The sequence below is a fragment of the Clostridium thermobutyricum DSM 4928 genome (assembly GCF_002050515.1).
Taxonomy (GTDB): domain Bacteria; phylum Bacillota; class Clostridia; order Clostridiales; family Clostridiaceae; genus Clostridium; species Clostridium thermobutyricum.
Map to the genome: position 1 here is coordinate 1 of NZ_LTAY01000092.1, position 13,547 is coordinate 13,547.

General features: G+C 26.5%; 14 protein-coding genes. 10 read left to right on the forward strand and 4 right to left on the reverse strand.

Annotation, left to right across the window (positions count from 1 at the left end):
• The first annotated feature begins 74 nt into the window (after positions 1 to 74).
• The 5 genes from CLTHE_RS14955 (at position 75) to CLTHE_RS14935 (ending at position 3,787) form a co-directional block, all read left to right on the forward strand.
• Positions 75 to 629 carry a hypothetical protein gene (locus tag CLTHE_RS14955; protein WP_158082750.1) on the forward strand — a complete coding sequence of 185 codons (555 nt, stop codon included), beginning with the start codon at positions 75 to 77 and terminating at the stop codon, positions 627 to 629.
• Complete coding sequence (locus tag CLTHE_RS14950) at positions 601 to 1,257, forward strand: accessory gene regulator ArgB-like protein (protein ID WP_080024054.1); 657 nt, start codon at positions 601 to 603, stop codon at positions 1,255 to 1,257. Before CLTHE_RS14955 ends, CLTHE_RS14950 begins: the two co-directional genes overlap by 29 nt.
• A 1-nt stretch (position 1,258) precedes the next feature.
• Entirely contained in the window at positions 1,259 to 1,396 is a 138-nt protein-coding gene (locus CLTHE_RS14945) for a cyclic lactone autoinducer peptide (RefSeq protein WP_002596976.1), read from the forward strand.
• A gap of 68 nt (positions 1,397 to 1,464) precedes the next feature.
• On the forward strand, positions 1,465 to 3,159 hold the full coding sequence (locus tag CLTHE_RS14940; RefSeq protein ID WP_080024055.1) for a bifunctional diguanylate cyclase/phosphohydrolase: 1,695 nt from the start codon (positions 1,465 to 1,467) through the stop codon (positions 3,157 to 3,159).
• Positions 3,160 to 3,235: 76 nt separating this feature from the next.
• Entirely contained in the window at positions 3,236 to 3,787 is a 552-nt protein-coding gene (locus tag CLTHE_RS14935) for a manganese efflux pump MntP (protein ID WP_158082751.1), read from the forward strand.
• 90 nt (positions 3,788 to 3,877) lie between these two features.
• On the opposite strand, the gene CLTHE_RS14930 is transcribed toward CLTHE_RS14935, so the two are convergent.
• Complete coding sequence (locus CLTHE_RS14930; RefSeq protein ID WP_080024057.1) at positions 3,878 to 4,774, reverse strand: aldo/keto reductase; 897 nt, start codon at positions 4,772 to 4,774, stop codon at positions 3,878 to 3,880.
• 155 nt (positions 4,775 to 4,929) lie between these two features.
• Here CLTHE_RS14930 and CLTHE_RS14925 point away from each other — a divergent pair, with 155 nt between their 5' ends.
• Positions 4,930 to 5,361, forward strand: a complete 432-nt coding sequence (locus tag CLTHE_RS14925) for an N-acetyltransferase (RefSeq protein ID WP_080024058.1) — start codon at positions 4,930 to 4,932, stop codon at positions 5,359 to 5,361.
• 20 nt (positions 5,362 to 5,381) lie between these two features.
• Entirely contained in the window at positions 5,382 to 6,314 is a 933-nt protein-coding gene (locus CLTHE_RS14920; protein ID WP_080024059.1) for a TRM11 family SAM-dependent methyltransferase, read from the forward strand.
• Positions 6,315 to 6,374: 60 nt separating this feature from the next.
• Here the strand turns inward: CLTHE_RS14920 and CLTHE_RS14915 are convergent, their stop codons facing one another.
• Genes CLTHE_RS14915 through CLTHE_RS14905 form a run of 3 tightly spaced genes read right to left on the reverse strand, consistent with a single transcriptional unit; the run spans position 6,375 to position 7,835 of the window.
• Entirely contained in the window at positions 6,375 to 6,869 is a 495-nt protein-coding gene (locus CLTHE_RS14915; protein ID WP_080024060.1) for a hypothetical protein, read from the reverse strand.
• 6 nt (positions 6,870 to 6,875) lie between these two features.
• A complete protein-coding gene (locus tag CLTHE_RS14910; RefSeq protein WP_080024061.1) occupies positions 6,876 to 7,319 on the reverse strand; it encodes a DUF4430 domain-containing protein in 444 nt (147 codons plus the stop codon).
• Between the two features lie 12 nt (positions 7,320 to 7,331).
• Positions 7,332 to 7,835: an ATP:cob(I)alamin adenosyltransferase gene (locus CLTHE_RS14905; protein WP_080024062.1), complete on the reverse strand. Its 504-nt coding sequence runs from the start codon at positions 7,833 to 7,835 to the stop codon at positions 7,332 to 7,334.
• Between the two features lie 159 nt (positions 7,836 to 7,994).
• On the opposite strand from CLTHE_RS14905, the gene CLTHE_RS14900 reads away from it, so the two are divergent.
• From CLTHE_RS14900 to tyrP, 3 genes are all read left to right on the forward strand, one after another.
• Positions 7,995 to 9,158 (forward strand): iron-containing alcohol dehydrogenase, encoded by a 1,164-nt coding sequence (locus CLTHE_RS14900; protein ID WP_080024063.1) that lies wholly within the window; start codon positions 7,995 to 7,997, stop codon positions 9,156 to 9,158.
• 902 nt (positions 9,159 to 10,060) lie between these two features.
• Positions 10,061 to 11,908, forward strand: a complete 1,848-nt coding sequence (gene tdc, locus CLTHE_RS14895; RefSeq protein WP_080024064.1) for a tyrosine decarboxylase — start codon at positions 10,061 to 10,063, stop codon at positions 11,906 to 11,908.
• A gap of 181 nt (positions 11,909 to 12,089) precedes the next feature.
• Positions 12,090 to 13,511, forward strand: coding sequence for a tyrosine-tyramine antiporter (gene tyrP / locus CLTHE_RS14890; protein ID WP_080024065.1), 1,422 nt, complete (start codon positions 12,090 to 12,092; stop codon positions 13,509 to 13,511).
• Positions 13,512 to 13,547: the final 36 nt, after the last annotated feature.

Consider the following 13,547-nt stretch of genomic DNA (forward strand, 5'->3'; position numbering starts at 1 on the left):
AGTATATATAATAAAATCTTTCTTTAATAAAATATTATTTGGATATGATATTTTAAATTTACAGTAGATATTTTATGAAATTGTTTGCGATAATTGTAATTTATAGTTCATTAAAAGTAAAAATAAATAAAGTAGGGAGCAAAAGTATGGATATATTAAGGTTAACGCCTATAGAATTTATATTTATAACAATTCCAGAAAGCTTTTTATTAGTTTTTTCACTCTATGTTTTGACTAAAGCTAAATTTGATTTTAAAAGATATTTTACATCAGCTGTTTTATTATCCTTGTCCGTTTACTTAATAAGATTACTTCCAATAAGTTATGGAATACATACTATTTTAAATATAATAATTTTAGTTGGATTAGGAATAGAAATAAATAAAATAGATATGATTGATACCGTTAGAGCAGCTATTATAGCAGCAGTAGTTCTTTTCTTAAGCGAGGGCTTAGATTTAGGAATAATGAAAGTGTTTGCAGAAAACATAAATTATATATTTAATAATGAAATTTTAAAAATAGTATGGGGATTCCCATCATTAATAATATTTATAATATTAATTTTATTAATAAAAAAATTAGGAGATAAATTTATAAATGCTAAGTGTAGAAAAAATATCGAATAAAATAGCTATAAAGTTAGCTAAAGAGACTAATGGAAATGATCAAAAGAGACAAGTTATACAATATGGAGTATTTGCAATAATTCAAATAGCTATATCTATAGGATTAGTTATTATATTTGGATTAATATTTAATGTACTAGTACCAGCTTTAATAATGTCTTTTACTATAAGTATACTTAGAAAATATTCAGGTGGAGTTCATGCAAGTACGCCAGGAATATGTTCATTTATTGGAACAATTATATGCATAATAGTACCAATAATATTAAAATATATAAACTTAAAATTTACAGCGGTATTAATAATAGGAATAATATTATTTATAATTTCTTATTATTTAATTTATAAATTAGCACCTAGAGATAGTGAAAAAAAGAGAATCAAAAAAGAAGAAAAAAGAAAAAGATTAAAGAGAAAATCTATATATATATTAACTGTATATCTATTAATAACAGTAATTCTATTACTGATTTATAGTAATTTTAATAGACAATATATTTTAGTATATATTATAAGTATATATGCGGGAATATGTTGGCAGGTTTTTTCTATTACTAAACTTGGGTATATAGTTCTTGGAAAAATAGATTTTCTTTTAAATAAATTATTTAGCTTAGGAGGAAATTAAAATGGTAAAAACTATTAATTCAAAAATTTTATTTGCGGCTGCTGCTGTAGCAACAGTTTTCGCTGGGCTAGTTGCTTCTTCAGCTTGCTTATGGAGCTTTTATCAACCAGAAGAACCAGAATGCTTAAGTGATAAATAGAAGTAAGGTTAATACGAAAGTTTGTCTTTTATAAAGGCAAACTTTCTTGTTAAATAGAGGAATATAATATGGAAAAGAAAACAACTAATATAATGGAAATAAATGATATTGTAGCATTAGTAAAATTAGCATCATTATTATTTGCTGGAACAATAATGTTACAATGTTTCTTTGCAAAAGCAAGCGTTCAAAACAATAAATTATATGAAGAATGTAGCATAATAGGTATTGGATTTTTTATATTTTTACTTTTATTTATATATGTGATTTGGTCTTTTTCAACTTCTAAAAGACATCTAACTAAAACAAAAAATAATATTCAGATAATAGAAAATATAATATTTATGTCTATATTTTTTATTGTGATATTAATATCAGGAGGAAACACTAGTCAATATAAAGTGTTATTTCTTTTTATAATAACTACTACAACAATTCAATCAGGAATGAAAAGAGGAATAATAACTGCATTAATATCTTCTTTGATAATACTTGGGATAGATATTGTAGCTATGCCTAGAGCAGAAGTTAACATTTATTTTGAAAACGACTTAATTCTTTGTGGTGTTTTCATATTAACAGCGTGGCCACTTGGATATTATGTAAAATTAGCAAATAAATCTATAAATAAACTTACTAGCTTAGCAAATGAAGATGGACTTACAGGACTATACAATCATAGATATTTTTATGACGCATTAATAAATTCAATAAAAGATGTTGATAAAAAGAAAGGTAAATTATCAGTAATATTTTTAGATATAGATTATTTTAAACAATATAATGACCTTTATGGACATCAAGAAGGAGATAATATATTAAGAGAAATAGGAAATATATTAAGTGAATATAAAAAATTAAACTTTATTCCTGCAAGATATGGAGGAGAAGAGTTTGCAGTTATAATGCCTTTTACAGATGAAAAAAAAGCAACAGATATAGCAGAGAGCATAAGAAAAAAAATTGAAAAAAAATATTTTAAAGGTCAAGAAAATCAACCTAATGGAAATTTAACAGCTTCTATTGGTATTTCTGTTTATCCTGATAGAGCAGCAAATGAAGTTGAACTTATAAAATCAGCAGATGATGCCTTATATAAAGCTAAATTTTTTAATAAAAATAGAGTAGAAACATATACATCAATATTAGATGAAATAAAAGGGGATATTGATGAAAAAGATATTGAATTAGTAACATCTATAAAAACACTTATAAGTGTTATAAATGCAAAAGATAGATACACTTATGGGCATTCAGAAAGAGTTGTTTTTTATAGTAAAATTTTAGGTGAAGCTCTGAATTTAACTGAAGATGAAAAAAGAGAATTAAAATATGGTGCTTATATGCATGACATAGGAAAAATAAATATTCCAAAAGAAATATTAATTAAAAAGATGCCTTTAAATGATAAAGAATGGAATATGTTAAAAGAGCATCCTCAAAATGGTGTTGATATAATAGAACCAGTTAAGTCATTAAGCAGAGTAAAACCTATAATTTTGTATCATCATGAAAAATTTGATGGAACTGGATATCCAGAAGGATTAAAAGGAAATAAGATTCCTTATTTAGCAAGAATTTTAACTGTAGTTGATAGTTTCGATGCAATGACATCAAATAGACCTTATAATAAGAGAAAGACTTATTCAGAAGGAATAGAAGAGCTGAGAAAATGGAGTGGAAAACAATTTGATCCTAAAATAGTAGATGCATTTATAAAGACATTAAAAGAAAATGTTAATGAATTAAATTCATTAAGGTAATTTATTTATCTCTATATTTTTTTTGAAATTAGTGATAAAATATGATTTTAAAGATAAAAATATGGAGGTAAAAAATATGGGATTTTTATCTATAGTTCTAATAGGTGTTGGGCTTGCAATGGATGCATTTGCAGTAGCACTAGCTAAAGGAATAACATTTAAAAAATTTAATGTTAGTGAAACAGTTAGTATGGCATTAACTTTTGGAATTTTCCAGGGGGCAATGATTTTAATAGGAAGATTTATTGGAGGATATTTTTATTCATTTATAGATAAATATAATAAAATAATAGTATTTTTAGTTTTTATTATATTAGGAATAAAAATGTTAATAGATTGCTTTAAGAATGATGAAAATGAAGAAGAAAAAGTACAACAATTAAATTTTAAAGAATTATTAGCCTTAGGATTAGCTACAAGTATTGATGCCTTAGCTGTAGGAATTACGTTTGCTACATATAAAGGTAATATTATTTCTCCCCCTTTAATAATAGGAGTAGTAACTTTTATATTATCAGTAATTGCATCTATATTAGGTTACATAATGGGCAAAAAAATAGATGGTCAATGGGCTGAAATAATAGGAGCTGTAATACTAATACTTTTAGGAATAAAAGTATTGTTTTAGTAAAAAGGAGATAGTAAAAACTATCTCCTTTTTATAATATTAATATATAAGTTTGTGAAAAATAAAAAAATATTTGTTATACAGATAGTTTTATTTTACACTTCTTCCAAGAGAACTTTCTAGGATATAATACCAATCTTCATGAGAAAGATTAATATTTAAAGCTGATGTAGCTTGTTTAACTCTTGAAATTTTAGAGCTTCCTACTATCGGCATTATTTTGGCAGGATGTTTTAAAATCCAAGCATAAGCTATTTGATCTATAGAAGAAGCAGAATATTTTTCTTTTAATTCATTTAGTGATGCACGAACTCTCATAGCTTGTTCACAATCATCTTTAAATAATTTTCCTCCAGATAATGGAGACCAAGCCATTAAAGAAGAGTGGTTAATCATAGCATTATCAATAGAACCATCTTCAAAAGCATTAACAGTTAGTGGAGAAATTTCTATTTGATTAGTAACAAGTTTTCCATCATAATAGGAAGCTAAAAGATTAAATTGAGAAGGAGTAAAATTTGAAACTCCAAATTCGCGAACTTTTCCAGCTTTTTTTATTTCATTAAAAGCCTCTGCAACTTCACTTGGATCCATTAAATAATCTGGTCTATGAATTAAAACTACATCAATATTATCAACACCAAGTCTAATTAAAGAATTATCTACAGAGTTTATTATATGATCTTTAGTTGAATTATAGTGGGGTGTTTTTACATCTTTAAATAAAGCTTCAATAGGAGGCTTTATACCACATTTAGTTACAATTTCTATTTTATTTCTAATAGTTTTATCTAATTTCATTGCTTCTCTTTGATAAGTTTCAGACATATATATGTCTGCTGTATCAAAAGTAGTTATTCCTAATTCTATACAATTATTCATAAATTTTAAAGTTTCAGAAGGGGTTTGTCCCCAATTACTAAGTCTCCAAAAACCTTGAATTATTCTTGAGAAGGATAAATCATCTGTTAGTTTTATTCTTTCCATTAGCAAAGCACCTCATTTCAAAATTTTACTAATTATAGTGTAACATTTTTATGTATACATTTTCAAATAGCTTTGAATTTTAAGTAGTTAAAAAAACTTATTTAATGTAAAATAAAAGATAAATAATAAAAGTATAATTAATAAAGGAATAAATAATGAATATTAGAGAATTAAAAGAAAATGAAGTAGAGTACATAATGAATTTATGGTATAAAGAAACTATAAATTGTCATTCTTTTATAAAAAAAGAATATTGGGATAAAGTATATGAAGTAGTTAAAAAAGAATATATAAGTACTGCAGAAACTTATGTTTATGAGCTAAATGGAGAAATAATAGGATTTATAAGTCTTATAGAAAAAGAATTTCTTGGAGCAATCTTTATTAAGTATGAATATCAAAATAAAGGATATGGAAAAGCTTTAATTAATTTTGTGAAAGAAAAGAGAAATAAAATTATTCTTAGAGTATATGAAAAAAATAAGAAAGCAGTAGAATTTTATAGTAGAAATAAATTTATAATTATAAATATGAAAGAAAATATTAAAATTAGTGAAAAAGAATATTTAATGCTTTGGAAGAACTAATTTTATAGAAAGTAGGAATTATGAAAGAATTTAAAAAGTATTTATACATAGTTAATTATCCAGTTTTTGAAGCAGAATTATGTATGATGGAAATGAGAGAATTATTTAATAAAGAACCAAATAATAAGATATTAATATCAGAAAGAAAATTTAATCCATCTAATAGTCCATTTATAAAAAATAGATTAGATGTAATATATGAAGAAGATTCGTTAGAGAAGATTTTAGAAAATATAAAAACTGATAATGTTTCTTTTGAAAAGTTTAAAGTTGAATATTTAAGATTAGAAGCTGGAAATGTGCCTTATGAAGAAAGATTAAGGAGTGTAAGAGAAATTGGGCTTGTAGTAAATGGATTTCCTGATATACATAATCCAGAAATATCACTTGGTATAACAAAATTTAATGAAAAATGGATGTTTGGAATAAATGTTAGAAATGATTATGAGTGGCATATACATGATAGAAAACCTTGCTCATATTCAAATTCATTAAGTACAAGAGTGGCCAAGGCTATTGTAAATATAGGAACTAAGGGATATAAAGATGTAAAAGTTATTGATCCTTGCTGTGGAGTAGGTACTACAATTATAGAAGGATTATCAATGGGACTTGATATATGTGGATGTGAAATAAATCCTCAAATTGCGGCTAATGCAAAAAGAAATTTAGAATTTTTTGGGTTAGAAAAAAGAGTTACTAAAGGAAGTATGCATGATTTAGAAAGTCATTATGATGTTTCTATAATAGATATTCCTTATGGACTTTTTACAAAAACAACCGAAAAAGAACAAAGAGATATAATAAATACTGCTAGAAGAATAAGTGATAAAATGATAATAATAACATTTGAAGATATGGATGATATGATAAAAGAAGCAGGATTTAAAATATTAGATGCTTGCAAAGTTTGCAAAGGTAAATTCACAAGATATGTTTCTATATGTAAATAGAAATATTAATATAATTAAATAAAAAGTGTCTACCTTAAATTTAAGAGTAGACACTTTTTATTAATTTTCCATTCCTTTAAAAGCTCTTTTTAGAGGTTTTAATAAGAATAATACTCCAAATAGTGTACATAATGTTGATCCTAAATCAGTTTCAAAGCCTAATACAAGCCTTACAACTAAAGCATGACCTCCAAGTCCAGTTGAAATTATAAAAGGTAAATCTATTAATGTTCCACAAATGAAAGTTAAAAAAGCACCTACAAAAGCTAAAACATATTCAGATTTACATCTTTTATATAAGGCTGAATATATAAGTATGTATTGAGGAAATAAAACAAAATACATTATAACCCACATTCCAAATCCATATAAAAGCATAACTAAAAAACAAAATACTACAATTGTAATATAAGCATTTTTTCTTTTAACATATACTCCATAAAGAAGCATTACAAAATTAGTTATACTAACATACATAAGCGTAGAACCCAAATAATACACTATAAAAAGTATTGCAGATAAAACTGCTATTCTAGTTATATCTTTAGCTGACAATTTAAATTACCCCGCATTATTAGTAAATACAAATTCTATTTTATCACCATTAGCAAGATTTATTTTATCAGCAGCTGGTGCTGCACCAACTTTTAAATTTAAGTTTTGTGATGGAGAGTCATATGAATACATCCACCAAGGACCTTTATCCATATTTGTACTGTCAACACCCATTAATCCAGTTATAAATGGACCCCATTTAGTTTGTTCAAAAGTAACTTTTAAGTCTTTTTGATTTGCCTTTAAGAAATCAGCAAGTGTTTTTGAATCTGTTTCAAATTTCTTATCTTTCATTAGATATTTATGATCTATTTGATTTTCTATAGTTATAGTTATAGTTTTTTCTCCTTTTTGACCTTTGATAAGGTTACGTGAAGCAAAAACTATACCGATAACTACTAATATAGCAATTATAGCTATAATTATCTTTGGTAAAATTGATTTTTTCATTATATAACTCCTTTAATATGATTTTGATATAAAAACTTTTTCTTGGATGTTGTTTAATCTATTAACTTCCAAAGAAAAAAGAAATAGCAAATTAGTCATTAAATTAGAAAAATCTAATAAAATTTCAGGAACTTCAGTTCCACTTTTTTTTAGTAAGTATAAATTTCTACAAACTCTTTTAGCAATTCCTCTTGCAACATGATATTCACAAGCTATAGGATGGCCAATTGGATAAACAAACCCAGAAATTCTATCTTTATTATAAGATTTTAATTTTGAAATTAAGTTTAATCCATATTGTATATCAGAATCAAATATAGCAAGTTTTCCTCTAATTGAGCCATTTAAATGAAGAACTTTATCCATAAGCCAAAATGTTTCTTCTTTTAAAGGTGTATCTAAAGAATAAATTCTTCCAAGTATAGAAGAGAGATAATCTGTTAAAACCTCATGGTCTACAGGACCAAAATCTTCATTAAGAAATGGATAAGAAATTAAATCTATATTCTTTTTCATAAATCCTCCTTTAATTATAACTGATATAATTTATTAATTGACAATAAGTCTTTTTTATTATAATAAAAATACAATAAAAAAGTAAAATAAAAAAATATTAATATTATAATAACAAACTAATTATCCTATACTATTATAATGAGAAAAGGAGGCGATATTATGAAGAATTTTCATTATTCAATTAAAACAGATATACATTTTGGTAAAGGAGCTATAGAAAACTTACCAAATGAAATAAAAAAATATGGTGAAAAAGTTCTATTAGTATATGGTGGAGGAAGTATACGAAAAATAGGGTTATATGATAAAGTCTTAGATTTATTAAATGAAAATAATATAAAATGTATAGAAATTTCAGGAGTAGAACCAAATCCAAGAATAGATACAGTAAGACGCGGAGTTAGATTTGTAAAAAGTGATAAAATAGATGTTATTCTTCCAATAGGTGGAGGAAGTACAATAGATTGTGCTAAAGCTATATCAGCAGGAAGCTTTTATGATGGAGATCCATGGGATTTAATAGTAGATCCTTCAAAAATAAAAAAAGTTCTTCCTATAATATCAGTTTTAACATTAGCAGCAACAGGATCAGAAATGGATGCAGGAGCAGTAATAAGTAATTTAGAAACACGAGAAAAATTAGGATTTGGTCATCCAGATTTGAGACCAAAAGCATCTATATTAGATCCAGAATATACTTATACAGTTCCTAAAAATCAAACAGCAGCTGGAACAGCAGATATAATGAGTCATATATTAGAAGTTTATTTTAGTAAAAATGAAGGAGCTTATTTACAAGATAGAATGTGCGAAGCACTTTTAAAAACTTGTATACATTATGGACCAATTGCTTATAGAGATGGAGAAAATTATGAAGCTAGAGCAAATTTAATGTGGGCATCTAGTCTTGCAATAAATGGGTTACTTTCAAATGGTAAATCAGGAGCTTGGAGTGTTCATCCAATAGAGCATGAATTAAGTGCCTATTATGATATAACTCATGGAGTTGGGCTTGCAATATTAACTCCAAATTGGATGGAATACGTATTAGATAATACAACTATAGAAAAATTTGTTCAGTATGGAATTAATGTATGGGATATAGATAAGAGTTTAGATAAAGAAGAGATAGCTAAAAAATCTATAGAAAAAACTAGAGAATTTTTTAAATCATTAGAAATACCAAGTTCTTTACAAGAAATAAATATAAATGATGAGCATTTTGAAGATATGGCAGAGCATTGTGTTAGAAAAGGAATAATAGATGGTTATAAACCATTAGATAAAGACTCAATAATACAAATATTTAAATCTTCTCTATAAATAAATTAAGAAAACAGTATCTTTTAGATAATTTGAAATATCTAGAAGATACTGTTTTTATTTTCTATAAATGCCTAAAAACCCTTAGAAATGAAAAAACATTTATGTGAACACTTAAGGTAAACGTTACATAACTACATAAAAAAATAAGTCTAACAATTAATAGAATGATTAAAAAAAATGGAAGAAAAAGTATTATTAAGCCTTATAATATTAATAAATAATTAAAAATATTTCTAATTAGTGTCCTAAATATAAAAATTACGAAATATGTAATAATTTATATATTAATAAATTTATACTAATATGAACAAATAATTAATAAAAAGTGTATGTTTTTTTGGAATTTGAACAAATTTATTTGACAAAAAAATTAAAAGGAATATTATAAGTGTATAAGGTTCGTCCAACAAATGAACTTAAAAAGTTTTAAAAATAATTGAATATTATCTACGGGCTATAGAGAATAAGAAATTATTTTTAATAAATAGTGAAGAAAATTAATTATTGAGTAAAAGAAAACTTTTGAAATTAAAACATTTAATTGAAAAAGAAAATTTATTTACTAGGAATTATTTAAAGATTTATTAATCTAAAATTTTTATTCTTATAAATTTGTTTTATAAGGACTATATAAGATAAATTTATAAGAATCAGGTTAACATTATGAAGTATTAATACAAGCTATAATTTGTAGTGAAGTTAAGCTTTGTATTAATACGAAATGTTAGCAAGCAAATCAGATAAAAATTAATTTGTAGCTAATGCTTAAATTAATTTATATATATAATATTTAAAATTGGATATATGGTAATTTAAAATGGAGTTTTGAAGTTGTTGTAGGCTTAATAAAAACTATTTTAAATGGTCATATTATAGAAGTTTAAGGAGATGTACTAACGATGAGTGAGAGAGATGTAAACTTAAAAGCCTTATTCTTAGGGCCAAAATCAGAAAATAAAGATGTTTATACAAAACACCTTAACAGATTATTTGAAGATCACAGTGAGTGGAGAAAGAACTATCACCCAGAAGATCAACCAATAATAAAAAGAGATGATTTCAAAGCAGAAGATTTTGCTATGACTTCAGAAAAAGTTGAGGATGTATTAACTCAATTATCAATAAAATTAAGATCAAAATCATTACCATGGCATTCACCAAGATTCTTAGGACACATGAACTCAGAAACTTTAATGCCAGCAATATTAGGATACTTTGCTGCAATGTTATACAATGGAAATAACGTTGCTTATGAATCATCACCAGGTACTTCAGAAATGGAAGAAGAAGTAGGAGCTGATTTTGCTCAATTAATGGGATACAAAAATGGTTGGGGACATATCTGTGCAGACGGATCAATTGCTAACTTAGAAGCTATTTGGTATGCTAGAAACATAAAATCATTACCACTTGCAATGCAAGAAGTTGCTCCAGAATTAGTTGAAGGAAAAACTGAATGGGAATTATTAAATATGTCAACAGAAGAAATCTTAGACTTAGCTGACAAAGCTAAAGATTTCGATTTAATAAAAGAAAAATCAGCAAGAGGATGCGGACAAAAAATTGCTAAATTAGGTAAATGGTTTGTACCAAGAACTAAACACTACTCATGGTTAAAAGCTGCTGATATAATCGGTTTAGGAACTGAAAATGTTGAAGAAGTAGATGTTAATGAATTATTCAGAATGGATGTTGAGCTTTTAGAAGCTAAAATCAGAGCTAATGCTGAACAAGGAATTCCTACTTTAGGGGTTGTTGGTGTTGTTGGATCAACTGAAGAAGGTGCTGTTGACGATATACACAAAATCATAGCTTTAAGAGATAAATTAGCTAAAGAAGGAATATACTTCTATGTACACATTGATGCTGCATACGGGGGATATGCTAGATCAATATTCTTAGATGAAAACTATGATTTCATACCTCAAGATAAATTACATGCTAAATACATGGAACATGGAGTATTCTTAAATGAAGAAACTCAATGGCCATCAGATGATACTTACCAAGCTTTCAAAGCTATAAGTGAAGCTGAAACTGTAACTATTGACCCACACAAAATGGGATACATCCCTTACTCAGCTGGTGGAATAGTTATAAAAGATACAAGAATGAGAGAAGTAATTTCATACTTCGCTACTTACGTATTTGAAAAAGGAATGGATATTCCTGCATTACTTGGAGCATTCATGCTTGAAGGATCAAAAGCTGGAGCTACTGCTGCATCAGTTTGGACAGCTCACAGAACAGTTCCACTAAACATTACTGGATACGGAAAATTAATAGGAGCTGGTATCGAAGGTGCTTGGAACTTACACAAACACTTCGAAAACAAAGAATTCATGGTTAATGGTAAGAAAGTTATACTTCACACATTAGTTCAACCAGACTTCAACATGTTAGACTTCTCATTCAATGAAGAAGGAAACACTGACTTAAAAGTTATGAATAAATTAAACCATGACTTCTATGAAGAAGCTTCATATGTAAATGGTGGATTATATGATAATGACTTCATAACTTCACACACTGACTTTGCAGTTCCTGAGTATGGAAATAGCCCATTCTCATATGTTGAAAGACTTGGATTCTCAAGAGCTGAATGGGATAAAGAACAAAAAGTTACTGTATTAAGAGCTTGTGTACTTTCACCATTCATAAACGATTTAGCTACATTTGATGAATACATGGAAAAAGTAGATGCAGCTATTCAAAGAAAATTAGAAAGAATATACAACAGAAAATAATTTCTGAATGATATAAATTGCTAGTACTTATGTACTAGCAATTTTTTTTATGCTTTTATTCCTTTATTGTAAAAATTAGTCTTGTATAAATAAGGTTTGAAAAGAGAATACTTTTAATGAAGTAAATCTACAATAATCGACAAAGTAGATTAATTTATTACTTAAGAAAGGAAGGATCTTTATGGGAAGTGAAGAAAAGAAGCTTAGCTTGGTTCAATTAGTAGGAATTACAATGGCTTTTTTTGGAACTGTAAGAAGTGTTCCTACCTTAGCAATAACAGGTTGGTCACAGATTTCTTATTTAATTGGAGCAGTTATTTTATTCGCCATCCCAATAGCTTTAATTGCAGCTGAACTTGCAACTGCATATCCAAAAGAGGGAGGACCTCAAGTTTGGGTTAAGGAAGCTTTTGGAGAAAAATTTGGATTTGTAACATCATGGCTTTTATGGGTTCAAATGTTTTTCGGAATGGTTATGATTTCATCAACAATAGGAGTTATGTTAGGATATGCTATAGGAATGCCATCACTTTCACAAAATAATTTATTTGTATTTATTTGTATTCTAATTGCATATTGGCTAGTTACTCTTCTTAACTTAAGATATGACATGGTTAAAGTTGTTGGTAATTGGGGAGCAATAATAGGAGTATATATTCCTTTTATTCTTCTTATAATTTTAGGGTTAGCTTATTTAGCTAAATTCGGAATAAACCCAAGAGGATACTTAGCTGGAGGATTTGAATTTAGAAAAATGTTCCCGGATTTTAATAGTGCAGGAACATTAACTTATTTCTCAGGAGTTATATTCATATTTGCAGGAATAGAAATTTCTTCAGTTCATGCAAATAATATTGATAATCCAAAGAGAAATTATCCTATAGCAGTTATATTTACATTAGTAATAATCATTATATTAAATTTAGTAACAGGTTTAACAATGTCAAATGCTGTTCCAAATGGAGAAATGCAATTATCTAACATATTACAACCTTTCGCAATTTATTTTGAGGGATTAGGTATGCCATCAATTTTTGTAAATATAATTGGATGGATGATAACAATAGGAATACTTGCACAATTAAGTGCTTGGGTACTTGGACCTTCAAAAGCAATGATTAAAGTTGCAGAAGAAGGATTATTACCACCAGTATTCCAAAAGAGGAATAGAAAAGGAGTTCCTATTACATTTGTAATTTTACAAGCAATAATAATTTCAATTATAGCTTTTGTATATGTAGTAGTACCAAATGTTAATAGCGCATTCCTAATAATCACAATCACAACAACAATACTTTATTGTTTGGCATATGTATTAATGATATTCTCAATAATAAAATTAAGATATAGTAAGCCTGAATTAGAAAGACCATTTAGATTAGGTGGAATGGGAACAATGTGGTTTGTAGCTATTCTTGCTTTAGTTGGTATTTTATTAACTATAATTGCAAGTTTAATACCACCATCAATATTAGGACCAGGTGAAGGTCCAGGATATATTGCATTCCAAGTAATTGCATCAGTTGTATTCTTTATAATACCATTTATAATTTATGCTGTTAAAAAAGAAAGCTGGAAAAAGAATGATCATCATAGACATTAAAAATTTGATTAATTTATTCTAAAAAAATATTAAATA